This window comes from Variovorax sp. RA8, from assembly GCF_901827175.1.
Classification (GTDB): Bacteria; Pseudomonadota; Gammaproteobacteria; order Burkholderiales; family Burkholderiaceae_C; genus Variovorax.
Genome location: NZ_LR594662.1, coordinates 3891429 through 3916383, shown reverse-complemented (window position 1 = coordinate 3916383; position 24955 = coordinate 3891429). Strand labels below are relative to the sequence as shown.

Genomic DNA, 24955 nt, shown 5'->3' with positions numbered 1-24955 from the left:
CGCAATGCACGCTACAGAAGTCTTCGCCCGCTACTCTGCCGAGTTTCATCGACAGCCGCTATCCCCCGAGGTCATTCATCACGCCAAACGCGCCGTGATCGATTGGTATGCCTCGCTGTTTCCCGGTCTGAGTGCCGCGCCCGTGCGGCAGCTCGAAGAAGCCTTGGCAGACGACCTCGACCGAGGTCGAGCATCCTTGGCCGGGGGCCGCGCGGCGACAGCGCGCGCGGCAGCGCTCATCAACGGCACGGCGGCCCATGCAGCGGAAGTGGACGACAGTTTCCGGGACGCCATGTACCACCCTGGTGCCGCGACCGTGGCGGCGGCGTTGGCCGTGGGGCAGGACGTTGGCGCCAACGGGCTCGAGTTCCTGCGGGGTATCGTTCTTGGATACGAAGTGTCGACGCGCATCGGTGTCGTCATGGGCAGGCCGCACTACAAGTACTGGCACAGCACGGGAACGGTCGGCAGTTTCGGCGCCGCGGCTGCGGCTGCCTGCTTGATGTCGTTGGACGAACCGGCCTTCGCGCACGCCTTGGCCACGGCTGCCACTTTCACGGCCGGCCTGCAGCAAGCATTCCGCATGGACTCGATGTCCAAGCCGCTGCATGCAGGCCGCGCCGCAGAAGCTGGCGTTCTCGCGGCACAGCTCGCGGGGCGCGGCGTCACCGGCTCGCTCGACGTGCTGGACGGCGAGATCGGCTTGGGCCAGGCGATGAGCAACGGCCCGGACTGGTCACAGGCAGGTGCGACATTGGGGCAGGACTTCCACATCACCAGGCTGACCTTCAAGAATCACATCGGCTGCGGTCACACCTTCGCCGCCATCGACGCTGCGCTCGAGTTGAAACAGCGTTACGGTCTCGACGCCGGCAATATCGCGCGCGTGCACGTTGCGACATACCGGCCAGCGCTCGACATCGCCTGCTACACACATCCGACCACGGCCAATGAAGCGCGGTTCAGCCTGACTTACGTGGTGGCAACGGCATTGGCGCACGGCAGCGTGCGCCTGGCGGCCTACGAGCCAGCTCGGCTGGAGGACCAGGTCACGCGTGCGCTGATGGAGCGCATTGAAGTCGCGGTCGATCCGGCACTGGATGCGGCCTTTCCCGGGCAGCGCGCCGCACGCATCGTCATCGAGACCCGCGACGGGCGTCGTCTCGACCACCTGCAGCCCAATCGCAAGGGCGACCCCGAGCAGGCGCTGACGGATGGCGAGCTTGAAGGAAAGTTTCTGGAGTTGGCGTCGCCCGTGATTGGAACCGAGCGTTCTCAGGCGCTGCTGGCGCAGGTATGGGCATTGGACGCGAGCGCATCACTGCCTCGCGCTTGACGGCCTTCAAGTCGAAGACCCAACGAGGCGGCCCAAGACGACGAGCCCTTGCTCAGGGCGGTGGCGTCTTCGGCTTGTAGTCGCACCAGGGCGCCACCGCGCACTTCCAGCACATCGGCTTGCGCGCCACGCAGACGTAGCGTCCGTGCAGGATGAGCCAGTGGTGGGCATGCAGCCGGTAGGCCGGCGGCACACGCTTCTCCAGCTTGAGCTCGACCTCCAGCGGCGTCTTGCCGGGTGCGAGGCCGGTGCGATTGCTGACGCGGAAGATGTGCGTGTCCACCGCCATGGTCGCTTCGCCGAAGGCCACGTTGAGCACCACGTTGGCGGTCTTGCGGCCAACGCCCGGCAAGGCCTCGAGCTCGGCGCGGGTGCGCGGCACTTCGCCGCCGTGGCGCTCGATCAGCATCCGGCAGGCTTCCATCAGGTGCTTCGCCTTGCTGCGGTACAGGCCGATGGTCTTGATGTAGCTCTCGAGGCCTTCGATGCCCAGGTCCAGGATGGCCTGCGGCGTGTTCGCAACCGGGAACAGCTTGCGCGTCGCCTTGTTCACGCCGACGTCGGTGGCCTGCGCCGACAGCAGCACGGCGGCCAGCAGCTCGAAGGGGGTGCTGTATTCCAGCTCGGTCTCGGGCTCGGGGTTGGCGGCCTGCAGGGTGGCGAAGAAGGGCTCGATCGCTGCTTTTTTCATCGTGGGCGGCAGTGTATGCATGTTGTGGCGGCCCGCACCGAACTTGCGACAATGGCAGCCCTTCCGTCATTCGCAGCAGGTTCCCATGCAATTCGCCACCCGCCTCGACAACGTCGAAACCTCCGCCATCCGAGAACTCTTCAAGCTGCTGGGCAAGCCCGGCATCATCAGCTTCGCGGGTGGCTTCCCGGACAGCGCGATGTTCGATGTCGAGGGGCTGAAGGAGGCGAGTGCCAAGGCGCTGGCCGAGGAGCCGGGCGGGGCCCTGCAGTACGGCGCCACCGAGGGTTACGAGCCGCTGCGTGCGCAGCTGTCTGCCTTCATGAAGGGCAAGGGCGTGGAGGTCGCGCCCGACGGACTGATCGTGACCACCGGCAGCCAGCAGGCGCTGGACCTGCTGGGCAAGACCCTCATCTCGCCCGGCGACAAGGTGATCGTCGAGGGACCGACCTTCCTCGCGACGATCCAGTGCTTCCGCCTTTACGGCGCGCAGCTGATCAGCGCGCCGATCGACGCCGAGGGCGTGCAGGTCGATCGGCTGGAGCAGTTGATCGCCCTACACAAGCCCAAGTTCGTCTACCTGATTCCCACCTTCGGCAACCCGAGCGGCGCGATGCTGAGCCTGGAGCGCCGCCGGAAGGTGCTGGAGCTCGCGGTAAAGCACGACACGGTGTTCGTGGAGGACGACCCCTACGGCGATCTGTACTTCGGCAAGGCGCCGCCGCCCTCGCTCATGTCGCTGACCCAGGAGGTGGCGGGCAGCCGCGAACGCCTGGTGCATTGCGGCAGCCTGAGCAAGGTGCTGAGCCCGGGCCTGCGCATCGGCTGGATGATCGCGCCGCCCGAGTTGCTGGCCAAGGCGACCATGTGCAAGCAGTTCAGCGACGCCCACACCAGCACCTTCGCGCAGGCCACTGCCGCGCAATACCTCAAGAGCGGGCGCATGCCCGACACGCTGGCGCATGTGCGCAAGGTCTACGCGGAGCGCGCGGCCGCGATGGGTGCGGCGCTCAAGCGCGAGCTCGGCGACGCCATCGCCTTCACGCAGCCGGGTGGCGGATTGTTCTTCTGGGCCCGGTTGACGGGCGCGGGCGGCAAGCTGGCCGATGCCAACGTGCTCGCCCAGCGCGCGATCGAGAAGGGGGTGGCCTTCGTGCCCGGCGCGCCATTCTTCGCCGAGAAGCCCGATGTGGCGACGCTGCGGCTGAGCTTCGCCACCGCCAATCTCGAGAAGATCGAGGAAGGCATCGCGCGCCTGGGCTCGGCGCTTTGAGCCTGCGGCTGGCTCAGCGCAGCGCGTCGGCCAGGCTCAGGCCGTAGCGCTGCTCGGCGGCTTGCAGCGAGGGCGCGATCGAGGCCGCCAGGCACACGCCCGCGGCGAGCTGCTCGGCGCGCCGTTGCAGTCCGCGCTCGCCCGGCAGCCGCACGGGCTTGGCGGCATCCACGGGCGGATTCGTGCGGCATTGCGCCGCCACGTGGTCCATCTGGCGCAGGAAGGCTGCCTTGCCGCCGAAGGCGTCCAGGTCGTGCAGCGTGAGGTACACCGTCGCGCCCCAGCCCTCGGGCGGATCGGCGCGGCCATGGCCGGCCAGCCCGCCGGTGAGCGATTCGACCAGCAGCGCCAGGCCGTAGCCCTTGTGGCCATGGGTCTGGCCGCCCACCGGCAGCAGGGTGCCGGGCGGCTGTTCGAAGAGCACCGCCGGGTCTTTCGAGGGCCGGCCCTTCGCGTCGATGAGCACTTCGTAGTCGAAGGTCTCGCCGGCCTGGCGCTTGCGGTTGCTCATGCCGTTGGTGGTGATGGAGGCCGAGATGTCCACCATCACGCCGCCGCCGGCGATCGGGAAGCCCAGCGCGAGCGGGTTGGGCGTGAAGACCGCCTGCGTGCCGCCGAAGGGCGCGACGCTTGCGGTGTTGGGGTCGGAGCAGGCCAGCACCAGCAGCATGTCTTCTTCGAGCGCGCGCAGCAGGTAGGCGGCGAGGCAGGCGATGTGGTGGCTGCGGCGGATGACCAGCGAGGCGGTGCCCAGTTCGCGTGCGCGCGGCAGCAGCAGGTCCAGGGCCTGGTGCACGAGCCAGGGGCCGGGCAGGCGCTGGCCGTCCCACAGCACGGCGGCCGGGCGGTCGGAGACCACCAGCGGCGCGCCGTCGCGCTTCATCGCGCCGGATTCCAGTTCTTTCACGTAGCCGGCCAGGAGGGCGAGGCCATGCGTGTCGTGGCCCAGCAGGTCACCCTGCACCAGCGTGTCGGCCACCGTGCGGGCCATGGCTTCGGCCAGGCCGGCGCGTTGCAGGAGTTGCGCCGCGTAATGGGCCAGGGCGGCAGCGTCGTAACGCAGAGAGGTGCTTTTCATGCGCTTCAGTGTGCCGCGACAGGCTGCAGCCGTCGATGCCGGCGCCGCCATGCCAGGCCGGCCGAGCCGAACCAGACCAGCAGCGTCGCCAGCGCCAACCCGGCGGCGATCGGCCGCTCGACGAAGGACAGCCAGCGGCCGTCGGACTTGATCATCGAGGTGATGAAGTTCTCCTCCAGCATCTTGCCCAGCAGCATGCCCAGGATGGCCGGAGCGACTGGGAATCCGTTCTCCTCGAGCAGCCAGGCCGCGACGCCGAAGCCGAGCAGGATCCAGAGGTCGAACAGCGCGTTGTTGATGGCGAAGGCGCCCACCAGGCAGAACACCAGGATGATCGGCATCAGCACATTGCGCGGCATGCGCAGGATGCGCGCCGAAGCCTTGATGCAAGCCCACCCGAGCGGCAGCATCAGCAGGTTGGCGAGGATGAAGACGATGAACACCGCGTAGACGCTGTGCGCGTTGTTCATGAAGATCATCGGGCCCGGGTTCATGTTCTTCATGTAGAGCACGCCGATCACGATGGCGGTGATCGAGTCGCCCGGGATGCCGAACACCAGCGCCGGCACCCAGGCGCCGGCCAGCGCGCTGTTGTTGGCGGCGCCGGCCTCGACCAGCCCTTCCGGATGGCCGGTGCCGAACTTCTCGGGCTCCTTGGACAGCTTCTTGCTCATCGCGTACGACATCCAGGCGGCGATGTCGGCGCCCGCGCCGGGCAGGATGCCCACGGCGGTGCCCAGCACGCTGCCGCGCAGGGTCTGAGCCGGGTACTTGCGCATCAGGCCGCCCATGCCGGCGAAGACCGAGCCGATCTGCTTCTTGAAACGCGCGAGCTCCTCGGCCGTGACCGTGAAGCGCAGGATCTCGGAGATGGCGAACATGCCGATCATTGCGGGGATCAGGGTCAGGCCGCCGAGCAGATCCGTGTTGCCGAAGGTGAAGCGCGGGTGGCCGGCCGGATTCTCCAGGCCCACGCAGCCCAGCAGCAGGCCCAGGAACAGCGTGATCAGGCCCTTGAGCGGCGTGTCGCTGGTGATGAAGACGGCGCAGGTCAGCCCCAGCAGCACCAGCCAGAAATACTCGAAGGAGCTGAACTTGATCGCCACCTCGGCCAGCGCCGGGGCGGCCAGGATCAGCACGGCGGTGCCGAACAGGCCGCCGATGCAGGAGAACACCAGGCCGATGCCCAGGGCCATCTCGCCCTGGCCCTTGCGTGTCATCGCGTAGGACTCGTCGGTGTAGGCCGCCGAGGCGGGTGTGCCCGGGATGCGCAGCAGGGCGCCGGGGATGTCGCCCGCGAAGATCGCCATCGCCGTGGCAGTGACGATGGCCGCGACCGCCGGCACTGGCGGCAGGAAGAAGGTGATGGGCACGAGCAGGGCCGTCGCCATGGTCGCGGTAAGCCCCGGGACGGCGCCGACGAACATGCCGAAGAGCCCGGACAGCAGCATGACGATCAGCACGGTCGGCGTGGCGACCGTCTGCAGGGCGAGGAGCACCGGATCCATCAGCCGTGCCTCACCAGGCGACAGGCTGCAGCACGCCCCAGGGCAGCGGCACCTTGAGCAGCTTGTAGAAGCAGGTGTGGATCACCAGCGTGGCCAGCACCGCCACCCCGAACGCGACCGGCGGCCGCACGCCGCAGGCCCATTGCAGCAGCGTCAGCACCAGCAGGCTGCACAGCAGGAAGCCGAGCCGGTCGGCCAGCAGGATGTAGAACGCCATGCCGCCAATGACGAGCGCGAAGGCGGCCAGTCGCCGCGGCGAGCGCATGCCTTCACCGAGCCTGAGCAGGGGCTGCCCGCTGCGAAGGCCTTGCCAGGTCAGCACCAGCGCGCACAACCCAAGGCCGGCTGCGGCGAGGCCGGGGAAGAGCGCCGGCCCGAAGTCCTGGCCCGCCGCCGGCGGAAAGCTCTGGACGTGCCAAAGCACCGCGAGCGCCAGGACCAGCAGGACGCCGCCGATCAGGCTGTCGTGGATACGCATCGCTTACTTGGCGATGCCGACAGCCTTCATCGCCACCGCGAAGCTCGCGTCCTTCTCGGCCATGAACTTGCCGAAATCGGCGCGGTCGGCATAGAGGGCGCCGAAGCCGCGCGAGGCCAGGAAGTCCTGGTAGGCCTTGCCGTCGAAGATCTTCTTGAGCGTGGCGGCGAGCTGGTCGGTCTGTTCCTTCGGCAGCCCCTTTGGCGCTGCGATGCCGCGCCAGGCGCCGGCGTTCCATGTCTTGCCCGTCGCGTCGGTGTACAGCGGAACCTTGGGGAAGATGGCATCGGGCTTGGCGCCCAGCAGCAGCAAGGGGCGTACCTTGCCGGCATCGATCAGCGAACGCGCCTCGGGCAGCGAGCAGGACACCACGTCGACGCCGCCGGCCATCAGGTCCTGCAACCCCGGGGCGGCGCCCTGGCTCGGCACCCAGGCGATCGCGTTGCCGGGCAGCTTGTTGTCGACCAGCCATTGCGCAAGGCCGAGGTGCCAGATGCCGCCCTGGCCGGTGCCGCTGGCCTTGAGCTTGCCGGGGCTGGCCTTGGCCGCATCGAGCAGCTCCTTGGCGCTCTTGATCGGCGAGTCCTCGCGCACGAAGATGGCGTTGGCGTCGAAGTTCATGAGCGCGAGCGGCGTGTAGTCGGCGCCCGAGAGCTGCGTCAGCCCTGCGTGGCGCATCATGCCGATCTCGACGGTGACGATGCCCAGCGTGTAGCCGTCGGGCGCGGCGGAGGCGATGGCCTGGTGACCGACCACGCCGCTGCCGCCCGTGCGGTTGACCACGTTGATTGCTTGAGCTCCTTCTCGAGCTCGGCGGCGATGATGCGGGCCACGGCATCGGTGCCGCCGCCGGCGCCCCACGGCACGATCATGGTGATCGGGCGCTCGGGGTAAGCCGCGTGGGCAAGCCCGGGCAGGACCAGGGCTGTGGCGGCTGCACCGAGTGCGACCAGGGATTGGCGGCGCTTCATATCTGCTCCTTCGTTGTTGCCCAGACATTCAAGCACCTGGGGCACTGCACGCGAAACTGAAGATAACCCTAGGACAGCGCCGGTCCCTTTTGCCTTAGGAAGAAACCGGTTTCCCCGGCGCGTCAGCGCACGACTTCGAGCAATCGGTCGAGGCCGCCTTCGTCGATCGCGACCATGGCCTCTTCGCGTACCTTGGGTTTGGCGTGGTAGGCCACTGACAGCCCCGCCTCGCCCATCATCGGCAAGTCATTGGCGCCGTCGCCTACCGCGATGCATTCGGCGGGCGAGATGCCGAGCAGCGAAACGACTTCCAGCAGCGTGCGGCGCTTTTCCGCGCCATCGCAGATGTCGCCCCAGGACTGCACCACCACGCGGCCGGTGAGCTTGCCGTCCGCCTCGTCGAGCAGGTTGGAGCGCGCGAAGTCGATGCCCAGCCGCTCCTTCACCCGGTTGGCGAAGAAGGTGAAGCCGCCCGAGACCAGCAGCACCTTGAGGCCCACCGCCTTGCAGGCGGCCACCAGCGCCTCGGCACCCGGGTTGAGGCGCAGGCGCTGGTCGTAGACCTCCTGCAGGGCCGAGACCGGCACGCCCTGCAGCAGGGCCACGCGGCGGCGCAGGCTTTCCTTGAAGTCCTTGATCTCGCCGCGCATCGTGGCTTCGGTGATGGCGGCGACCTCGGCCTTCTTGCCGACCGCGTCGGCGATCTCGTCGATGCATTCGATATTGATCAGCGTCGAATCCATGTCGAAGGCGATCAGCTTGAAGTCGGCGAGGGCGAGCGGCGGGGTGATGCGCCGGATGGCGAGGCCGGGGGAGATTTCTCGAAGAGCGTTGGTCATGCCGGGGTGGCTTCCTCTGTCTTGGGTTGTCCGAGGCTGCGCAGCACGTCCCGCACCATCTGCGCCCGCTCCTTCGGCTCCTTGAGTTCCCGCTCGATGCGCAGCTTCTCGTTGCCCGCCAGCTTGATGTGCTTGTTCTTCTGGATTAGCTGGATGATGGCCATCGAGTCGACCGGCGGGTCCTTCTTGAAGGTGATGTGGATCGCGCCCGGCGCTGCATCGACCTTGACCACGCCGTAGGGCCGCGCCAGCACCCGCAGCCGGTGCATATCGATCAGCGTCTGGGCCTGGGGCGGGAGCTTGCCGAAGCGGTCGACGATCTCCTCGAGCAGGGTGTCGATCTGGTCGGAGGTTTTCGCGGTCGCGAGTTTCTTGTAGAAGGACAGGCGCAGGTGCACGTCGCCGCAGTAGTCCTCGGGCAGCAGGGCGGGTGCGTGCAGGTTGATCTCGGTGGTGACGGACAGCGGCGACAGCAGGTCGGGCTCGTGGCCGGCCTTGAGCGAGCGCACGGCCTCGGCCAGCATCTCGTTGTAGAGCTGGAAGCCGATCTCCATCATGTTGCCGCTCTGGTTCTCGCCCAGCACCTCGCCGGCACCGCGGATCTCGAGGTCGTGCATCGCGAGGTAGAAGCCGGAGCCGAGCTCCTCCATCTGCTGGATGGCGTCGAGGCGCTGCGCGGCCTGCTTGGTCAGGCCGTCGATGTCCGGCACCATCAGGTAGGCATAGGCCTGGTGATGGCTGCGCCCGACGCGGCCGCGCAGCTGGTGCAGCTGCGCCAGGCCGAACTTGTCGGCGCGGCTCATGACGATGGTGTTGGCGCTCGGCACGTCGATGCCGGTCTCGATGATGGTCGAGCACAGCAGCAGGTTGTAGCGCTGGGCGACGAAGTCGCGCATCACGCGCTCCAGCTCGCGCTCGGGCATCTGGCCGTGGGCGACAGCGATCCGGGCCTCGGGCAGGATCTGCTCCAGCTTCTGGCGCCGGTTCTCGATGGTCTCGACCTCGTTGTGCAGGAAGTAGACCTGGCCGCCGCGCTTGAGCTCGCGCAGCACGGCCTCGCGGATCACGCCGGTGCCCTCGTTGCGCACGAAGGTCTTGATCGCGAGGCGGCGCTGCGGGGCGGTGGCGATCACGCTGAGGTCGCGCAGGCCTTCGAGCGCCATCCCCAGCGTGCGCGGGATCGGGGTGGCGGTGAGGGTGAGGACGTCCACCTCGGCGCGCAGGGCCTTCATCGCCTCCTTGTGGCGCACGCCGAAGCGGTGCTCCTCGTCGATGATGAGCAGGCCGAGGTTCTTGAACTTCACGCTGCTGGAGAGCAGCTTGTGCGTGCCGACGACGATGTCGACGCTGCCGTCGGCCAGGCCCTTGGCGGCGGCATTGATCTCCTTGGTCGAGCGGAAGCGGCTCATCTCGGCGACCTTGACGGGCCACTTGGCGAAGCGGTCCATCAGCGTCTGGTAGTGCTGTTCGGCGAGCAGGGTGGTGGGGGCGAGGAAGGCGACCTGCTTGCCCCCGGTCACCGCGACGAAGGCGGCGCGCAGGGCGACCTCGGTCTTGCCGAAGCCGACGTCGCCGCAGACCAGGCGGTCCATCGGCTGCGGCGAGATCATGTCCTGGATCACCGCATGGATCGCGGCCTTCTGGTCGGCCGTCTCGTCGAAGCCGAAGTCGTTGGCGAAGACCTCGTAGTCGGCGGCCGAGAAGCGGAAAGCGTGGCCCTCGCGCGCGGCGCGCCGGGCGTAGATGTTGAGCAGCTCGGCGGCCGAGTCGCGCACCTGCTCGGCGGCCTTGCGCTTGGCCTTCTCCCACTGGCCTGAACCGAGCTTGTGCAGCGGCGCCTCGTCGGCGCTGACGCCGGTGTAGCGGCTGATCAGGTGCAGCTGTGCGACAGGCACGTAGAGCGTGGCCTTGTCGGCGTACTCCAGGTGCAGCATCTCCTGCAGCATCGGCTTGCCCTCGGCGTCGTTGCCCTGGCCCAGGTCCATGTGGATCAGGCCGCGGTAGCGCCCGATGCCGTGCGCCGAATGCACCACCGGGTCGCCGACCGCCAGCTCGCTGAGGTCCTTGATCAGCGCTTCGACATCGCTGACCTGCTCCTGCTTGCGGTTGCGTCGGCGCGCCGATGGGGCGGTGGCGAAGAGCTCGGTCTCGGTGACGAAGTCGATGCCCTGCTCGATCCAGGCGAAGCCGGCCACCAGCGCTGCGGTGACGATGCCGATCTTCTCGCCGGGCGAAGCTTCGAACTCGGCCAGCGAGTCGAAGGCGGGCGGGCCGACGCCGCTGGCGCGCAGGAAGTCGAGCAGGCTTTCGCGGCGGCCATCGCTTTCGGCGAGGAAGAGCACGCGGTGCGGGGTGGCGGCAATGTGGACCTTGAGCTTGACCAGCGGGTCGTCGGCTCCGCGGACGACGGCGAAGCGCGGAAGCGCCTCGAATTCGGCGTAGGGGCTGGCCTCGGCCCCGCCTCGAATCGCCAACTGCGCATGCGGCTTCGCGCGCTGGTAGAACTGCTCCGCATTCAGGAACAAGGCCTCCGGCGGTAGCGCCGGCCGCTCCGGGTCACCCTGCACCAGCCGATAGCGCTCACCGGTGTCCTGCCAGAAATGCTGGAACGCGGGTTCGAGATCGCCATGCAGCACGATGGTCGTTTCTGCGCCGAGGTAGTCGAACACGGTGGCCGTCTCCTCGAAGAAGAGCGGCAGGTAGTACTCGATACCGGCGGTCGCGACGCCGTTGCCCATGTCCTTGTAGAGCCGGCTGCGCGTGGGGTCGCCCTCCAGCAGCTCGCGCCAGCGGCTTCGGAAGCGCGCGCGGGCCTCGTCGTCCATGGGGAACTCGCGGCCGGGCAGCAGGCGCACTTCGGGCACGGGGTAGAGGCTGCGCTGGGTGTCCGGGTCGAACGTGCGGATCGAGTCGATCTCGTCGTCGAACAGGTCGACGCGGAAGGGCACCTGCGAGCCCATCGGGAACAGGTCGATGAGCCCGCCGCGTACCGCGTACTCGCCCGGGCTCACGACCTGCGTCACGTGGCTGTAGCCGGCCAGCGTGAGCTGGGCCTTGAGCTTGGACTCCTCGAGCTTCTGCCTGGCCTTGAAGTGGAAGGTGTAGCCCGCCAGGAACGCCGGCGGCGCCAGGCGATAGAGCGCGGTGGTGGCCGGCACCAGCACCACGTCGGCTTCCTTCTGGCTGATGCGCCAAAGCGTGGCGAGGCGCTCGCTGATCAGGTCCTGGTGCGGCGAGAAGCTGTCGTAGGGCAGCGTCTCCCAGTCGGGGAACAGGGCGCAGCGCAGCTCGGGCGCGAAGAAGGCGAGCTCGTCGATCAGCCGCTGCGCATCGTTGGCGTCGGCGGTGAAGACGGCGGTGGCGCGGCCGGCCGATTTCTCGCGTTCGGCCAGCTGCGCGAGCAGCAGCGCATCAGCGGAGAGAGGCGGGCGCGGCAGCGTGAAGCGCTTGCCTGCGGTGAGAGCGGGGAGGTCCATGAACGAGAAGGAAATGCAGAACACCCCGCGCCGGGCAGCGAGGGGTGTGAACACCGATTCTAGAATGGCTGCCCTTTCGCCGTTGGGACCTCATGACCCCTTCACGTCTTTTCGTCCTCATTCCCTGCGCGGGCTCAGGCAGCCGCGCCGGCGGCACGGGCCCCAAGCAGTACCAGCGCATCGCGGGCCGGCCAATGGTGCGCCACACGCTGGAGGCCTTTCGCGCGCTGACGGGTCGCTTTGCCGGCATCGCGCTGGTGGTGTCGCCCCAGGACCGTGAAGTCGGGGCTGCGCTGCCGCGCTTCCCGGCCGAGGGCGAATATCTGCTGCAGGTCGGCGGCGCGACGCGAGCGGCTACCGTGCGCAACGGCCTGCTGGCGCTCAGGCAATCTGCCGGCGCCGGCCCGCACGACTGGGTGCTGGTGCACGACGCGGCCCGCTGCCTGGTGACGCCGACGCAGATCGAGGCCCTGATCGCGGCCTGCGAGCACGATGCGGTGGGCGGCCTGCTGGCCCACCGCCTGCCGGACACCCTGAAGGTCGCCTCTCCGGAGGGCCGGGTGGCGGGAACGCTGACACGCGCCGACAAGTGGCTGGCGCAGACGCCGCAGATGTTCCGCATCGGCATGCTGCTCGATGCACTGGAGCGTGCCGGCGATTCGGTCACCGATGAAGCCGGCGCGATCGAAAGCATCGGGCTCGCACCCTTGCTGGTGCCGGGCAGCGCGCAGAATTTCAAGCTCACCTTCCCTGAGGACTTCGCGCTGGCCGAGGCGCTTCTGAAGAGTCGGGGATGAGGCGTGTGGAGCACCTGAAATGAGCGCATTCGACATCCGCGTCGGCGAGGGCTGGGATGTGCACCAGCTGGTCTCTGGCCGCAAGCTGATCCTGGGCGGCATCGAGATTCCGCACGTCACCGGCCTGCTCGGCCATTCGGACGCCGACGTGCTGTTGCACGCCATCACCGATGCTCTGCTGGGCGCCGCCGGGCTGGGCGATATCGGCCGCCACTTCCCCGACACCGATGCGCAGTTCCGTGGCGCCGATTCGGCCGTGCTGCTGGCGGAGGCGGCGCGGCGCGTGCGCGCCGCAGGCTGGCAGATCGGCAACATCGACAGCACCGTGATAGCGCAGGCGCCGAAGCTGGCGCCGCATATCCCGGCCATGTGCGCGCGCATCGCGGCCGCGCTCGAGGTCGCGCCCGCTCAGGTCAACGTCAAGGCCAAGACGGCCGAGAAGCTCGGCCCGGTGGGCGAGGGCCGGGCTATGGAAGCGCGTGCGGTGGCGCTGCTGCACCGGTGAGAAGGGCGCTCATTTGCCCGCCGGCGCGGCCTCTGGTTTGACCGAGGCGGCCCGCGGCATGCGGATGTGCGCCGCGAGCCCGCGGCCCGGCGTGCTGGTGAGGGCGAAGGTGCCGCCCATGCGTTCGATGTTCTTGGTCACGATCGACAGGCCCAGGCCGGCGCCGGCCGCCGAGGTGCGCGCGACGTCGCCGCGGAAGAAGGGTTTGCTCAGCTGCGAGAGCAGGGCCGGCGCCACGCCGGCGCCGTGGTCGCGCACCTTGATAAGCACCGCGTCGTTGTGGGCCTGCGCCTGGATCGTGATGTCGGCCACGCCGGTGGAGGGCGTCTTGCCATAGCGCCGCGCGTTCTCGACCAGGTTGGAGATCACGCGCTGCAGCTCGACCTCGTCGGCCATCACGCGCAGGTCGGAGGGCACGTCGACCTTGATCTTGATGTCCTCGTGATCCTGCACGGCGTAGGTGCAGGCGTCGATCACGTCGCGCAGCAGCACCGGCTTGAAGTCCACGTGGTCGGGGCGCGCGTAGTCGAGGAACTTGTCGATGATCGCGTCGAGCTGCGCGATGTCGGCAGCCATGTGCTCGCGCGCGTCCTCGTCGGTCACGCTCATCTCGGTTTCAAGACGCAGCCGCGCGAGCGGCGTGCGCAGGTCGTGCGAGATGCCGGCCAGCATCACGGCGCGGTCCTGCTCGATCTTGGCGAGCTGGTCGGCCATGCGGTTGAAGCCGACGTTCACCGCGCGGATCTCGTTGGTGCGGGCGCGCTCGTCCAGCCGGTGCGCCTCGTACTCGCCTTCGCGCACCTGCATGGTGGCGCGCGACAGCTGCTTGAGCGGCAGGTTGATCAGGCGCGTGATCAGCGCCGCGCCCGCCAGCGAAAGGGCCATGGTCGTCGCCAGCCAGATCAGCCAGGTACGGCCGCCGAAGCGGGTGAAGCGCGTGGGGTCGAGCAGCAGCCAGTAGGCGTCGCTCTCGATCGTGAAGCCGATCCAGAGACCGGGCTCGTCGTTGACGCGGCTGGCCACGGTGGTGCCTTCGCCGAGGCGGTCGATCAGTTCCTCGGTCACGCGAGCGTCGAGCGCGCCGGTGGTGTAGGGCGTGAAGCGGTCGTTGGGCTCGCGCGGCAGGATGCGCACGCCCTCCTGGTCGGCCAGGGTCTTGATCAGCGAGACGCGGGTGATGGCATCGGAATAGACCAGCGCCGCGCGCGTGAGATTGACCAGCGAGGCGATCTGGTGCGCGGTCTGGATGGCGCGGGGCTCGTACTCGAGGGCGCGGAAGGTCTGCAGCCAGGCCACCGTACAGCCGACCAGCAGCAGCACCAGCAGGAAGAACGTTCGCCAGAAGAGACTCAGGCCCAGCTGCAGCCGCGGCTTGCGCCGGGACTGTCCGAGCCCCTCCAGCGGGCTCGGCAAGGTGACCTGGGGGCCGTCTTCGCCTAAGGGGCTGGGCGTTGTCGTCTTGGGGCCGAGAGTGGCGGCCACGAGAGCTCAGTGCCTCAAGTGGTGCCGTCCGGCACGAACACGTAGCCGACGCCCCAGACCGTCTGGATGTAGCGCGGCGCCGCAGCATCGGACTCGACCAGCTTGCGCAGGCGCGAGATCTGCACGTCCAGGCTGCGGTCGAAGGGTTCGAACTCGCGGCCGCGCGCCAGTTGGGCCAGCTTCTCGCGCGACAGCGGCTGGCGTGGATGCCGCACCAGCGCCTTGAGCATCGCGAACTCGCCGGTGGTGAGGGAGAGCTCCTCGCCGTCCTTCTTGAGGGTGCGCGAGCCCAGGTCGAAGCTGAAGGGGCCGAAGTTCACCGTCTCGTTGTCGGTGGAGGGCGCCCCGGGCGCCTCCAGCGGCGGACGGCGGCGCAGCACCGCGTGCACCCGGGCCAGCAGCTCGCGGGGATTGAAGGGTTTGCCCAGGTAGTCGTCGGCGCCGACTTCCAGGCCGACGATGCGGTCCACGTCCTCGCCCTTGGCGGTCAGCATGATGATGGGCGTGCGGTCGTTGGCGGCGCGCAGGCGCCGGCAGACCGAGAGGCCGTCCTCGCCGGGCATCATCAGGTCGAGCACGATCAGGTCGACCGTGTCGCGCAACAGGATGCGGTTCAGTGCCTTGCCGTCTTCCGCCACGATGACCTCGAAGCCTTCCTGGGTCAGGTAGCGACGCAGCAGGTCGCGAATGCGTGCGTCGTCGTCGACGATCACGATCTTGTCTGTGCGAGCCGGAGCTTGATTCATTTCTACAACGCCCAATTTGTAACAACGCCAATTTTGAGGGTGTTGCAGCCTCATTGAGGCGCTTTTCACAATGCTTTGACACTAAGTTACAAAACTTGCGGGCGCTAGCCGTCCAGACGCTTCTGCCACAAGGAGCAGTGGCACAGTGGCTCGAACGCCATCCCTTCGCCATGAAATTCATTCTTTCCTCCTCGACCGCTGCGCTGCTGCTGTGCGCTTCGCTGCCGGCGCCCGCCGAGCCCTTGGGCTTCATCCGCGTGAGCGACCCGCGGCGCAACGAAATGCGCGATGCGGTCGAGGGGCACCGGGCGGCCAAGCGCGAGGAGGTGATGCGCCACGAGGCGGCCGCGGGTCGTCGGCTCACGCCGGCCGAACTGGCTGAACTGCGGCAGCAGGTGCGCCAGCAGTGGGTGCCGCGGCCGGAGTCCAGGACCGAGCTGCGGCAGGAGCTGATCCATTCGGCAGAATCGCAGCCGGCCGAGCGCCTGGTGCCGGCACAGATGCCGAAAAGCACGCTGCTGACCGCGCCGCGCAGCCAACGTCCGTGAGCCCGGCCCTTCGGGGCATGGCGGCTTTTTTCTTTTCGATGGGATCCCTTGCCTTGAACAAAATCAGGAAGATCGCGGCCTGTGCCGCATTGCTGGGCGCCGGCGCCGCCTTTGCCCAGACTGCGCCCTGGACTCCGCCGCAGAACGTGCTGCAGCTGTCGGCCGCCGGCACGGTCGAGGTGCAGCAGGACCTGCTCTCCATGACGCTGAGCACCACGCGCGATGCGGCCGACGCCGCGGCCGTGCAAACCCAGCTGAAGACCGCCCTGGATGCCGCGCTGACCGAGGCGCGCAAGAACGCTCAGCCAGGGCTGCTGGACGTGCGGACCGGCAACTTCAGCCTCGTGCCGCGCTACACGCGCGACGGGAAGATCACCGGCTGGTCGGGCACCACCGAGCTGGTGCTGGAGGGGAAGGACTTTCCGCGCATCACGCAGACGGCCGGGCGCATCTCCACGCTCACCGTCGGCGGTATCGGCTTCGGCCTCAGCCGCGAGCAGCGCGCCAAGGTCGAGACGGAGGCGCAGACCATCGCGATCGAGAACTTCAAGCAGAAGGCCGCCGAGCTTGCCAAGAACTTCGGCTTTGGCGGCTATACGTTGCGCGAGGTGTCTGTCAACGCCAACCAGGGCCCGCCGATGCGCCCGCGCATGATGGCGGCGGAGGCCTCGTCGAAGATGTCGTACGACGCCGCGGTGCCGGTCGAAGCCGGCAAGACCAGCGTGGTCGTGAACGTCTCGGGGTCGGTGCAGCTCAAGTAGCCCCGCGGCAGCGCGGTTGCCGCGGTCGCTCTCGGCCGCTCCCTACTGTGCCGTCCAGCCCCCGTCGACCTGCCAGGCCACGCCGCGCACCTGGTCGGCGGCCGGCGAGCAAAGGAAGACTGCGAGGCCGCCCAGCTGCTCGACCGTGGTGAACTGCAGTGAGGGCTGCTTCTCTCCGAGCAGGTCGTTCTGGGCTTGCGTGACCGAGATGCCTTCGCGCGCCGAGCGGTCGTCGATCTGCTTCTGCACCAGCGGCGTCAGTACCCAGCCGGGGCAGATCGCGTTGCAGGTGACGCCGGTGGTGGCCGTCTCGAGGGCCACGGCCTTGGTGAGCCCGACGATGCCGTGCTTGGCCGCCACGTAGGCCGACTTCTGCGCCGAGGCCACGAGTCCGTGCGCCGAGGCGATGTTGACGATCCGGCCCCAGTTGGCCTCGCGCATCGCCGGTACCGCGAGGCGCGTGGTGTGGAAGGCGCTCGTGAGGTTGATGGCGATCACCGCGTCCCAGCGTTCGACGGGGAAGTCCTCGACCTTCGCGACGTGCTGGATGCCGGCGTTGTTCACCAGGATGTCGACGCGACCGAATTTGGCGGCCGCGAACTTCATCATGTCTTCGATGTCAGACGGCTTGCTCATGTCGGCGCCGTGATAGTCGACCTTCACGCCAAGCGCTTCGATCTCGGCCTTCGGCTTGCCTGTATCGCCGAAACCGTTGAGCACGATGCTGGCGCCCTGTTGCGCCAGCGCCTTCGCGATGCCGAGCCCGATGCCACTGGTGGACCCCGTGACAAGCGCGGTTTTGCCTTTGAGCATGATGGTCAATCTCCGGATGAATTAGGATGCAACGAGCTCATTATCTTCATCGTGCCTGCCTGCGTTCCATGATCGAGTCTGCCGTCCATCGCACCGCCTGGGAGGGGGTGATCGAGTGAAGCGCGAACAACCCGGCCCGTCGATGTCCGGTGTGTCCGTGGTGGACTATCCGCTGTCGGCCGCGACCGCGGAGCGTACGCCGGTGCAGGAGAACATGCTCGCGCGGGCCCGGGCCTTCGCCGAGCCGTTGATCGCCGACGAGACGCTGGACACTGGCGAGAACACGCTTGCCCATGCCGACGCCGTCGCCGGAATCGTGGCGGCGATGGGCGGGTCGGAAGCGATGCAGGCAGCCAGCTACCTGGTCTATTCCTGCCAGCATCTGAACCGCCCGCAGGAGGTGATCGCCAAGGTCTTCGGTGACAACTTCGCGGCGCTCGCGGTCGAGACCACCAAGCTCGTGCATGTTCAGAAGCAGGCGCGCTCGGTCACGGCCAGCGCGCACCTGGCCGACGGCGCCGGCACGCAAACGGAGAACGTGCGCAAGATGCTGCTCGCGTTCTCGCGTGACCTCCGGGTCGTAATGCTGCGGCTCGCTTCGCGGCTGCAGACCTTGCGCTATGCGGCGGCGAGCAAGCAGCCGGTGCCGGAAGGCGTGGCGCGCGAATCGCTGCAGGTCTTCGCGCCGCTGGCAAATCGGCTCGGCATCTGGCAGGTCAAGTGGGAAATCGAGGACCTGTCCTTCCGCTTCCTCGAGCCCGAGACCTACAAGCTGATTGCGCGTCTGCTCGACGAAAAGCGCGTGGAGCGCGAAGGCTACGTCGAGCAGTTGCGCGCGCGGCTGGAGCGTGAACTGGCCGTGGAGGGCGTGAAGGCCACGGTGCAGGGGCGGCCGAAGAACATCTACAGCATCGTCAAGAAGATGCGCGGCAAGGCGCTGGACTTCGCGCAGGTTTTCGACATCCTGGCGCTGCGCGTGGTGGTGGCCGACGTCAAGGACTGCTATGCGGCGCTGGCATGGGTGCACTCCAATTTCCAGCCCATCGCCGAGGAGTTCGACGACTACATCGCGCGGCCGAAGCCGAACGGCTATCAATCGCTGCACACGGTGGTGCGCGAGGTCGTGAATGGCCAGGCCGGCAAGCCCATCGAGATCCAGATCCGGACCGAGGAGATGCACGACCACGCCGAGCATGGCGTGGCGGCGCACTGGGCCTACAAGGAGGCGGGCCACAAGGGCTACGCGGGCGTCTGGGCGAGCGGCGAGTACGACGCCAAGATCGCGGTGCTGCGGCAACTGCTGGCCTGGGAGCGCGACCTGTCGGACGGCTCGCAGGGGCAGGGCCTGTTCGACGACCGCATCTATGTCCTCACGCCCGATGCCGCGATCGTCGAATTGCCGCAGGGCGCGACCGCAGTCGACTTCGCCTACTCGGTGCACACCAGCCTGGGGCATCGCTGCCGCGGCGCGCGCGTCGACGGCGCGATGGTGCCGCTCAACACGCCGCTGCAGAACGGGCAGACGGTGGAGATCATCGCGACGAAGGAGGGAGGTCCTTCGCGCGACTGGCTCAATGCGGAGCTTGGCTACCTGGCAAGCCATCGTGCACGTGCAAAGGTGCGCGCCTGGTTCAATGCGCAGGTCACGCACGAGACGATGGCACGCGGTCGCGAGGCGGTCGAGAAGGTGCTGCAGCGCGAGGGCAAGACCGCGCTGAAGCTCGACGACCTCGCGTCGCAGTTGGGCTTCAAGTCGGCCGATCATCTGTTCGAGGTGGTGGGCAAGGACGAGTTCTCGCTGCGCAACATCGAGATGCTGCTGCGCCCGCCGGAGCGTGCCCAGGGGCCGGACGACGGAGTGGTCATCAAGAAGGCCCGCGCCGGCGGCAGTGGGGGCAAGGGCGGCGTGCTGGTGGTAGGAGTCTCCTCGCTGATGACGCAGCTCGCCAAGTGCTGCAAGCCGGCGCCACCCGATGCGATCCGCGGCTTCGTCACGCGCGGTCACGGGGTCAGCATTCATCGTGCCGACTGCGGCAATTTCCGCATGATGGCCGGACGCGAGGCCGAGCGCGTCATCGATGTCGAGTGGGGCGAGCAGCGCGCCGGCGAGGCATCGGTCTATGCAGTCGACGTGGCGGTGGAGGCCGCCGATCGCCAGGGATTGCTGCGTGACATTTCCGATGTGTTCGCGCGCGAGAAGATGAACGTGATCGGCGTGCAGACGCAGTCCGTCAAGGGCACGGCCTGGATGACCTTCACCGTCGAGATCGTCGATGCGGCGCGGCTCGCGCAGGTGCTGAGCGTGGTGAGTGCGGTGGCCGGCGTGCGTTCCGCGCGGCGCCGCTGAAAAGGCGCTCTCGCGGGCTGCTATACTCCGGCCTCTCGGACACACTCACAGGCGCGTAGCTCAGCTGGTTAGAGCACCACCTTGACATGGTGGGGGTCGTTGGTTCGAGTCCAATCGCGCCTACCAATTTTCTCCAAGTAGCTCGAAGCAGTCGCCCAAACCAAGCGGCTGCCTCGCGCATTGAGCCGTTTCGCGTGCATCGTTGAATGGCTTCCCTGGGGCTTCCTCCTCCTCATGGTCTACTGCCTTCGTCGACTGGCGAATACGCCGACAGTTGTGGTACCTTGGCCGTCCCTATCACCACACCACTCGACGCAGGGAAACGATGACCACGCCAGAGGCTGAGACCGGTCCGGCACTTGAGGAGCTTCGTCTCGCCGCCCTGCTGCGGCAGGCCCCGCTCGAGTTCGCGCGCGTGGTGTACGGGCTCAACGACCGCGCCAACGGCCGTGCCGGTACCATGGCGGCCGAGGATGTCGCCCGGACGGTGCGACAAGGATCGCCGGTCACGCGGGAGCGCGCCGAGCAGCGCGCGCGCGGCTACCTGCCGCTGGCGGGCCATGAGCATTGCCCGCGGTGTTGGGTCTTCAACGGCACCAAGAGCCCGCTGCACTTTCGCGAAGCCACCGAGGAAAGGCCCGAATCGGCCGTCTGCAAAGTGTGCGGGGCCGAGTACACGACCACTCCGGATTGATGGCGCTCCCCGGTCAGGGTAAACCTTGGCGCGGTGCAGCAAAACCGCTCCCTAGAATGGTTTGCGCGTCAAGACGCGAAACCTCAAGGAGTCCGTAGTGCAGAGCAAGAAGTCCGCCGGCGACAAGCCGACGCAGCGGGTGATCAAGAAATATCCCAACCGCAGGCTCTACGACACGGAAACCTCCGCCTACATCACGCTCACCGAGGTCAAGCAGCTGGTGATGGACAAGTCGCCCTTCGTGGTGCGCGATGCCAAGAGCGGTGACGATCTCACGCGCAGCATCCTGCTGCAGATCATCCTCGAGGAGGAGGCCGGCGGCGCGCCGATGTTCACCGAGCAGGTGCTGGCCAACATCATCCGTTTCTACGGCCAGGCCATGCAAGGCTACATGGGGCCCTATCTCGAGAAGAACATCCAGGCCATGACCGAGGTGCAGGCGCAGCTGGCCGAGAAGGCGCAGGCGCTCACGCCCGAGATGTGGGCGCGCTTCATGACCATGCAGTCGCCCATGCTCCAGGGGCTCATGGGCAACTACGTCGAGCAATCGAAGAACGTGTTCCTGCAGATGCAGGAGCAGATGCAGAAAAATACCGAGCAAGTGCTGGGTGCCTTCGGCATCAAGCGACCCCAAGGCGGCCAGACTGACCATTAGGGGACAATAGGAGGTTATGAGCGAAGTAGCCTCCCCTGAACGCATTGCTGCGCCGGCCACCCCCAAGGTGGGATTCGTGAGCCTCGGCTGTCCCAAGGCACTCACGGATTCCGAGCTGATCCTGACCCGCCTGAGCGCCGAGGGCTACCAGACCTCCAAGACCTTCGAAGGTGCCGACCTGGTGATCGTCAACACTTGCGGCTTCATCGATGATGCCGTCAAGGAAAGCCTCGACACCATCGGGGAGGCACTGGCCGAGAATGGCCGCGTGATCGTCACCGGTTGCCTGGGCGCCAAGACCGGCGAGGCGGGTGGCAACCTGGTGCGCCAGATGCACCCGAGCGTGCTGGCCGTCACCGGCCCCCATGCGACGCAGGAAGTGATGGACGCGGTGCATGCGAATCTGCCCAAGCCGCACGACCCCTTCATCGACCTGGTGCCGCAGGCCTTCGGCGTCGCAGGCCTGAAGCTGACGCCGCGGCACTATGCCTATCTGAAAATCAGCGAGGGCTGCAACCATCGCTGCACCTTCTGCATCATTCCCTCGATGCGCGGCGATCTGGTGTCGCGGCCGGTGGGCGATGTGCTGAGCGAGGCCAAGGCCCTGTTCGAAGGCGGCGTGAAGGAACTGCTGGTGATCAGCCAGGACACCTCGGCCTACGGCGTCGACCTCAAGTACCGCACCGGCTTCTGGGACGGCAAGCCGGTCAAGACGCGCATGCTGGAGCTGGTGCGCACGCTGGGTGAAATTGCCGAGCCCTACGGCGCATGGGTGCGGCTGCACTACGTGTACCCCTATCCCAGCGTCGACGAGATCATCCCGCTGATGGCCAGCGGCCAGGTGCTGCCCTACCTCGACGTGCCGCTGCAGCACAGCCATCCTGCGGTCCTGCGTCGCATGAAGCGGCCCGCCAGCGGCGAGAAGAACCTGGAGCGCATCGCGCGCTGGCGCGAGCTGTGTCCCGAGCTCGTCATCCGCAGCACCTTCATCGCCGGCTTCCCCGGTGAGACGGAAGAAGAGTTCGAGCATCTGCTCGACTTCATCCGCGAAGCCGAAATCGATCGCGCGGGCTGCTTCGCCTACAGCCCGGTCCAGGGCGCAGCCGCCAACGACATCCCCGGCATGCTGCCCGAGGCGGAGCGCGAGGCGCGGCGCGCGCGCTTCATGGAAGTCGCCGAAGCGGTGTCGACCACCAAGCTGCGCCAGCGCATCGGTGCCACGATGCAGGTGCTGGTCGATTCAGCGCCAGGGCTGGGGCGCAAGGGTGGCGTGGGGCGGACCTACGCCGATGCGCCGGAGATCGACGGCACGGTGCGGCTGTTGCCGCCCGAGAAAATCAGCAAGACCCTGAAGGTCGGTGATTTCACGCGCGCACGCATCGTCGGCGCCGAGGGACACGATCTGGTCGCGTTGCCTGTCTGATGCGGTTTTCGACGGACAAGAAAAAAGCCACCGGAGGCCGGTGGCTTGAATCGAAGATGGCCCAGAGGGATTATCTAAACTTGGTGCCCAGAAGAGGACTCGAACCTCCACGATGTTACTCGCTAGTACCTGAAACTAGTGCGTCTACCAATTCCGCCATCTGGGCCCACTTGCTGCACGGAACAAGTCCTTGCAACAGGTATTGAATTTCAGGAAAGAAAGAGAGTATATATCAAAAATTTGAGCCACTCCGGCGGACTGCTGGACGAAGTCGAAGGAACGGTGCAGGGTCATCGCGATGGGCACGGTTTTGTGCAGCGCGACGATGGCGAAGCCGACATCTATCTGCCCCCCAACGAGATGCGCGCGGTGCTGCACAAGGACCGCGTCAAGGCGCGCGTCGTGCGCCAGGATCGCCGCGGCCGGCCCGAGGGCCGCGTGGTCGAGATCATCGAGCGGCCCGAGCAGCCGATCATCGGCCGGCTTCTGCACGAAGGCGGCATCTGGCTGGTCGCGCCCGAGGACAAGCGCTACGGCCAGGACGTGATGATCCCCAAGGTCGCGATCGGCACCGCCAAGGTGGGGCAGGTGGTGGTCGTGCAGTTGACCGAGCCGCCTGCGCTCTTTGGCCAGCCCGTGGGCCGCGTGAAGGAGGTGCTCGGCGAGATCGACGATCCGGGCATGGAGATCGAGATCGCCGTTCGAAAGTACGGCGTGCCGCACGAGTTCTCAGAGGCCTGTCTGGCCGAGGCCAAGGCGCTGCCCGACAAGGTGCGTGCCATCGACAAGAAGGGCCGGGTCGACCTGACCGATGTTCCGCTCGTCACCATCGACGGCGAGGACGCGCGCGACTTCGATGATGCCGTGTACTGCGAGCCTGCCAAGGTGGGCCGCGGCAAGGGCTGGCGCCTGCTGGTCGCTATCGCGGACGTCAGCGCCTATGTGCATACCGGCTCGGCCATCGACATCGATGCTTATGACCGCGCGACCAGCGTCTATTTCCCGCGCCGCGTGATTCCCATGCTGCCGGAGAAGCTGTCCAACGGCCTGTGCTCGCTCAACCCCGAGGTCGAGCGCTTGTGCATGGTGTGCGACATGCTGGTGACCGTCGACGGCGAGATCTACGCGTACCAGTTCTACCCGGCCGTGATGTGGAGCCATGCCCGCTTCACCTACACCGAGGTGGCAGCGATCCTCGGCAATACGCGCGGCCCCGAGGCGGCCAAGCGCAAGGAGCGGGTGAAGGACCTGCTCAACCTGCATGACGTCTACCGCGCGCTGCTCGCCCAGCGCAGCAAGCGCGGCGCGGTCGACTTCGAGACCACCGAGACGCAGATCATCTGCGACGAGGCCGGCCGCATCGAGAAGATCGTGCCGCGCACGCGCAACGAGGCGCACCGTCTGATCGAGGAGGCAATGCTGGCTGCCAACGTCTGCAGCGCCGACTTCATCGCGGAGGGCAAGCATCCGGGCCTGTATCGCGTGCACGAGGGCCCGACGCCCGAGAAGAAGGAGATCCTGCGCGGCTACCTCAAGGCCATGGGCGTGGGCCTGTCGATCACCGACGACCCCAGGCCCGGCGAGTTCCAGGCCATCGCAGAGGCGACGAAGGAACGGCCCGATGCACAGCAGATCCACACCATGCTGCTGCGCTCGATGCAGCAGGCGATCTACACGCCGATCAACAGCGGCCACTTCGGCCTGGCCTACGAGGCCTACACGCACTTCACCAGCCCGATCCGGCGCTACCCCGACCTGCTGGTGCATCGGGTGATCAAGGCCATCCTGGGCAAGACCAAGTACCAACTGCCGATGCTGCCGACGCCGGGCGAGGCGCATGCGAAGCTCGCCAAGCGGTTGGCGTCGCGGGTCAAGTCGCCGACTGCCAAGCCGCAGAAGGCCACGGTCGCGCCGAGCAAGGAGGTGCTGGCCTGGGAGGCGGCGGGCCTGCACTGCAGCGCCAACGAGCGGCGCGCCGACGAAGCCAGCCGCGACGTGGAAGCCTGGCTCAAGTGCAAATACATGCGCGAGCATCTGGGCGAGGAATACGGCGGCGTGGTCACTGCCGCCACCACCTTCGGCATCTTCGTCACGCTCGACGCGATGTACGTGGAGGGCCTGGTGCACATCACCGAGCTCGGCGGCGAATACTTCAAGTTCGACGAACAGCGGCAGGAACTTCGGGGCGAGCGCACCGGCATCCGGTACGCCATCGGCACCCGCGTGCGCGTGCAGGTGAGCCGCGTCGACCTCGATGGCCGCAAAATCGACTTCCGCCTGGTGCGGGAGGGCGAGGAGCTGAGCTCGCGCGCCTTGAAGGACAAGGGCCTCGCGACCGGGGGTGTGCCCGCCAAGGCCTCGACCAAACGCAGTGCGCGCAAGAAGCCCGAGCCTTCTGCCGCTGAACGCAGCGATCGCAGCGATCATGCTGCCGGCGCGGCGCCACAGTCGGCTATGCAGGCTTTCCGTACGGCCGTCAAGAAGGCCGCCAGCAAGATGAAAGGGCGCAAGCCGCGCCGTTGAAGGAGAAGCGA

The 24955-nt window shown here is 67.5% G+C and carries 21 protein-coding genes and 2 tRNA genes; 12 read left to right on the top strand and 11 right to left on the bottom strand.

The window, feature by feature from the left end; translation table 11 throughout:
- Positions 1 to 4 precede the first annotated feature (4 nt).
- A complete protein-coding gene (locus E5P3_RS18315) occupies positions 5 to 1336 on the top strand; it encodes an MmgE/PrpD family protein (RefSeq protein ID WP_162587271.1) in 1332 nt (443 codons plus the stop codon).
- A 52-nt stretch (positions 1337 to 1388) separates the two neighbouring features.
- Here the strand turns inward: E5P3_RS18315 and nth are convergent, their stop codons facing one another.
- Positions 1389 to 2027: an endonuclease III gene (nth, locus tag E5P3_RS18310; RefSeq protein ID WP_162587270.1), complete on the bottom strand. Its 639-nt coding sequence runs from the start codon at positions 2025 to 2027 to the stop codon at positions 1389 to 1391.
- Between the two features lie 85 nt (positions 2028 to 2112).
- On the opposite strand from nth, the gene E5P3_RS18305 reads away from it, so the two are divergent.
- Positions 2113 to 3300: an aminotransferase-like domain-containing protein gene (locus tag E5P3_RS18305; RefSeq protein WP_162587269.1), complete on the top strand. Its 1188-nt coding sequence runs from the start codon at positions 2113 to 2115 to the stop codon at positions 3298 to 3300.
- A 13-nt stretch (positions 3301 to 3313) separates the two neighbouring features.
- Here E5P3_RS18305 and E5P3_RS18300 read toward each other — a convergent pair whose 3' ends face one another.
- The 6 genes from E5P3_RS18300 to mfd all read right to left on the bottom strand — a co-directional run bounded on the left by E5P3_RS18300 (position 3314) and on the right by mfd (position 11650).
- Entirely contained in the window at positions 3314 to 4378 is a 1065-nt protein-coding gene (locus tag E5P3_RS18300) for an Ldh family oxidoreductase (protein ID WP_162587268.1), read from the bottom strand.
- Positions 4379 to 4383: 5 nt separating this feature from the next.
- Positions 4384 to 5889, bottom strand: a complete 1506-nt coding sequence (locus E5P3_RS18295) for a tripartite tricarboxylate transporter permease (RefSeq protein WP_443083288.1) — start codon at positions 5887 to 5889, stop codon at positions 4384 to 4386.
- Positions 5890 to 5896: 7 nt separating this feature from the next.
- Positions 5897 to 6364: a tripartite tricarboxylate transporter TctB family protein gene (locus E5P3_RS18290; protein ID WP_162587266.1), complete on the bottom strand. Its 468-nt coding sequence runs from the start codon at positions 6362 to 6364 to the stop codon at positions 5897 to 5899.
- Between the two features lie 3 nt (positions 6365 to 6367).
- Positions 6368 to 7147 carry a tripartite tricarboxylate transporter substrate binding protein gene (locus E5P3_RS18285; protein WP_332107384.1) on the bottom strand — a complete coding sequence of 260 codons (780 nt, stop codon included), beginning with the start codon at positions 7145 to 7147 and terminating at the stop codon, positions 6368 to 6370.
- Between the two features lie 310 nt (positions 7148 to 7457).
- Positions 7458 to 8174, bottom strand: coding sequence for a phosphoserine phosphatase SerB (serB, locus tag E5P3_RS18280; protein WP_162587265.1), 717 nt, complete (start codon positions 8172 to 8174; stop codon positions 7458 to 7460).
- Positions 8171 to 11650, bottom strand: coding sequence for a transcription-repair coupling factor (gene mfd, locus E5P3_RS18275; RefSeq protein ID WP_162587264.1), 3480 nt, complete (start codon positions 11648 to 11650; stop codon positions 8171 to 8173). The genes serB and mfd overlap by 4 nt, the downstream gene beginning before the upstream one ends.
- Positions 11651 to 11742: 92 nt before the next feature.
- Here mfd and ispD point away from each other — a divergent pair, with 92 nt between their 5' ends.
- Positions 11743 to 12447, top strand: a complete 705-nt coding sequence (gene ispD / locus E5P3_RS18270) for a 2-C-methyl-D-erythritol 4-phosphate cytidylyltransferase (protein ID WP_162587263.1) — start codon at positions 11743 to 11745, stop codon at positions 12445 to 12447.
- Positions 12448 to 12466: 19 nt separating this feature from the next.
- A complete protein-coding gene (gene ispF, locus E5P3_RS18265; protein ID WP_162587262.1) occupies positions 12467 to 12952 on the top strand; it encodes a 2-C-methyl-D-erythritol 2,4-cyclodiphosphate synthase in 486 nt (161 codons plus the stop codon).
- 9 nt (positions 12953 to 12961) lie between these two features.
- Here the strand turns inward: ispF and E5P3_RS18260 are convergent, their stop codons facing one another.
- Positions 12962 to 14365, bottom strand: coding sequence for a sensor histidine kinase (locus tag E5P3_RS18260; RefSeq protein ID WP_068679600.1), 1404 nt, complete (start codon positions 14363 to 14365; stop codon positions 12962 to 12964).
- 83 nt (positions 14366 to 14448) lie between these two features.
- A complete protein-coding gene (gene ompR, locus E5P3_RS18255) occupies positions 14449 to 15180 on the bottom strand; it encodes an osmolarity response regulator transcription factor OmpR (protein ID WP_028250078.1) in 732 nt (243 codons plus the stop codon).
- Positions 15181 to 15317: 137 nt separating this feature from the next.
- On the opposite strand from ompR, the gene E5P3_RS18250 reads away from it, so the two are divergent.
- Together E5P3_RS18250 and E5P3_RS18245 are read left to right on the top strand one after the other, a co-directional pair.
- Complete coding sequence (locus E5P3_RS18250) at positions 15318 to 15728, top strand: hypothetical protein (RefSeq protein ID WP_162587261.1); 411 nt, start codon at positions 15318 to 15320, stop codon at positions 15726 to 15728.
- A 53-nt stretch (positions 15729 to 15781) separates the two neighbouring features.
- Positions 15782 to 16489 carry an SIMPL domain-containing protein gene (locus tag E5P3_RS18245; protein WP_162587260.1) on the top strand — a complete coding sequence of 236 codons (708 nt, stop codon included), beginning with the start codon at positions 15782 to 15784 and terminating at the stop codon, positions 16487 to 16489.
- 42 nt (positions 16490 to 16531) lie between these two features.
- Here the strand turns inward: E5P3_RS18245 and E5P3_RS18240 are convergent, their stop codons facing one another.
- Positions 16532 to 17302 (bottom strand): 3-hydroxybutyrate dehydrogenase, encoded by a 771-nt coding sequence (locus E5P3_RS18240; RefSeq protein ID WP_162587259.1) that lies wholly within the window; start codon positions 17300 to 17302, stop codon positions 16532 to 16534.
- A gap of 142 nt (positions 17303 to 17444) precedes the next feature.
- Between E5P3_RS18240 and E5P3_RS18235 the strand changes: the two genes are divergently transcribed.
- The 5 genes from E5P3_RS18235 (at position 17445) to rimO (ending at position 22421) form a co-directional block, all read left to right on the top strand.
- Complete coding sequence (locus tag E5P3_RS18235) at positions 17445 to 19649, top strand: RelA/SpoT family protein (RefSeq protein ID WP_162589741.1); 2205 nt, start codon at positions 17445 to 17447, stop codon at positions 19647 to 19649.
- A 49-nt stretch (positions 19650 to 19698) separates the two neighbouring features.
- A tRNA-Val gene (locus E5P3_RS18230) sits at positions 19699 to 19775 on the top strand.
- Between the two features lie 199 nt (positions 19776 to 19974).
- Positions 19975 to 20343 (top strand): hypothetical protein, encoded by a 369-nt coding sequence (locus E5P3_RS18225; protein ID WP_162587258.1) that lies wholly within the window; start codon positions 19975 to 19977, stop codon positions 20341 to 20343.
- Positions 20344 to 20440: 97 nt separating this feature from the next.
- Complete coding sequence (gene phaR / locus E5P3_RS18220; RefSeq protein ID WP_162587257.1) at positions 20441 to 20998, top strand: polyhydroxyalkanoate synthesis repressor PhaR; 558 nt, start codon at positions 20441 to 20443, stop codon at positions 20996 to 20998.
- A 16-nt stretch (positions 20999 to 21014) separates the two neighbouring features.
- Positions 21015 to 22421 (top strand): 30S ribosomal protein S12 methylthiotransferase RimO, encoded by a 1407-nt coding sequence (gene rimO / locus E5P3_RS18215; protein ID WP_162587256.1) that lies wholly within the window; start codon positions 21015 to 21017, stop codon positions 22419 to 22421.
- An 81-nt stretch (positions 22422 to 22502) separates the two neighbouring features.
- On the opposite strand, the gene E5P3_RS18210 is transcribed toward rimO, so the two are convergent.
- Positions 22503 to 22587, bottom strand: a tRNA-Leu gene (locus E5P3_RS18210).
- 74 nt (positions 22588 to 22661) lie between these two features.
- On the opposite strand from E5P3_RS18210, the gene rnr reads away from it, so the two are divergent.
- A complete protein-coding gene (rnr, locus tag E5P3_RS18205; RefSeq protein ID WP_443083252.1) occupies positions 22662 to 24944 on the top strand; it encodes a ribonuclease R in 2283 nt (760 codons plus the stop codon).
- The last annotated feature ends 11 nt before the right edge of the window (positions 24945 to 24955 follow it).

Bases quoted from the DNA above. Each gene is read 5' to 3' on its own strand.
- E5P3_RS18290 (WP_162587266.1), bottom strand. From the start codon at position 6,364: ATGCGTATCCACGACAGCCTGATCGGCGGCGTCCTGCTGGTCCTGGCG.
- serB (WP_162587265.1), bottom strand. From the start codon at position 8,174: ATGACCAACGCTCTTCGAGAAATCTCCCCCGGCCTCGCCATCCGGCGC.
- ispD (WP_162587263.1), top strand. From the start codon at position 11,743: ATGACCCCTTCACGTCTTTTCGTCCTCATTCCCTGCGCGGGCTCAGGC.
- E5P3_RS18225 (WP_162587258.1), top strand. From the start codon at position 19,975: ATGACCACGCCAGAGGCTGAGACCGGTCCGGCACTTGAGGAGCTTCGT.
- E5P3_RS18240 (WP_162587259.1), bottom strand. From the start codon at position 17,302: ATGCTCAAAGGCAAAACCGCGCTTGTCACGGGGTCCACCAGTGGCATC.
- mfd (WP_162587264.1), bottom strand. From the start codon at position 11,650: ATGGACCTCCCCGCTCTCACCGCAGGCAAGCGCTTCACGCTGCCGCGC.
- E5P3_RS18315 (WP_162587271.1), top strand. From the start codon at position 5: ATGCACGCTACAGAAGTCTTCGCCCGCTACTCTGCCGAGTTTCATCGA.
- ompR (WP_028250078.1), bottom strand. From the start codon at position 15,180: ATGAATCAAGCTCCGGCTCGCACAGACAAGATCGTGATCGTCGACGAC.
- E5P3_RS18235 (WP_162589741.1), top strand. From the start codon at position 17,445: ATGTCCGGTGTGTCCGTGGTGGACTATCCGCTGTCGGCCGCGACCGCG.
- nth (WP_162587270.1), bottom strand. From the start codon at position 2,027: ATGAAAAAAGCAGCGATCGAGCCCTTCTTCGCCACCCTGCAGGCCGCC.
- ispF (WP_162587262.1), top strand. From the start codon at position 12,467: ATGAGCGCATTCGACATCCGCGTCGGCGAGGGCTGGGATGTGCACCAG.
- E5P3_RS18305 (WP_162587269.1), top strand. From the start codon at position 2,113: ATGCAATTCGCCACCCGCCTCGACAACGTCGAAACCTCCGCCATCCGA.
- rimO (WP_162587256.1), top strand. From the start codon at position 21,015: ATGAGCGAAGTAGCCTCCCCTGAACGCATTGCTGCGCCGGCCACCCCC.
- E5P3_RS18300 (WP_162587268.1), bottom strand. From the start codon at position 4,378: ATGAAAAGCACCTCTCTGCGTTACGACGCTGCCGCCCTGGCCCATTAC.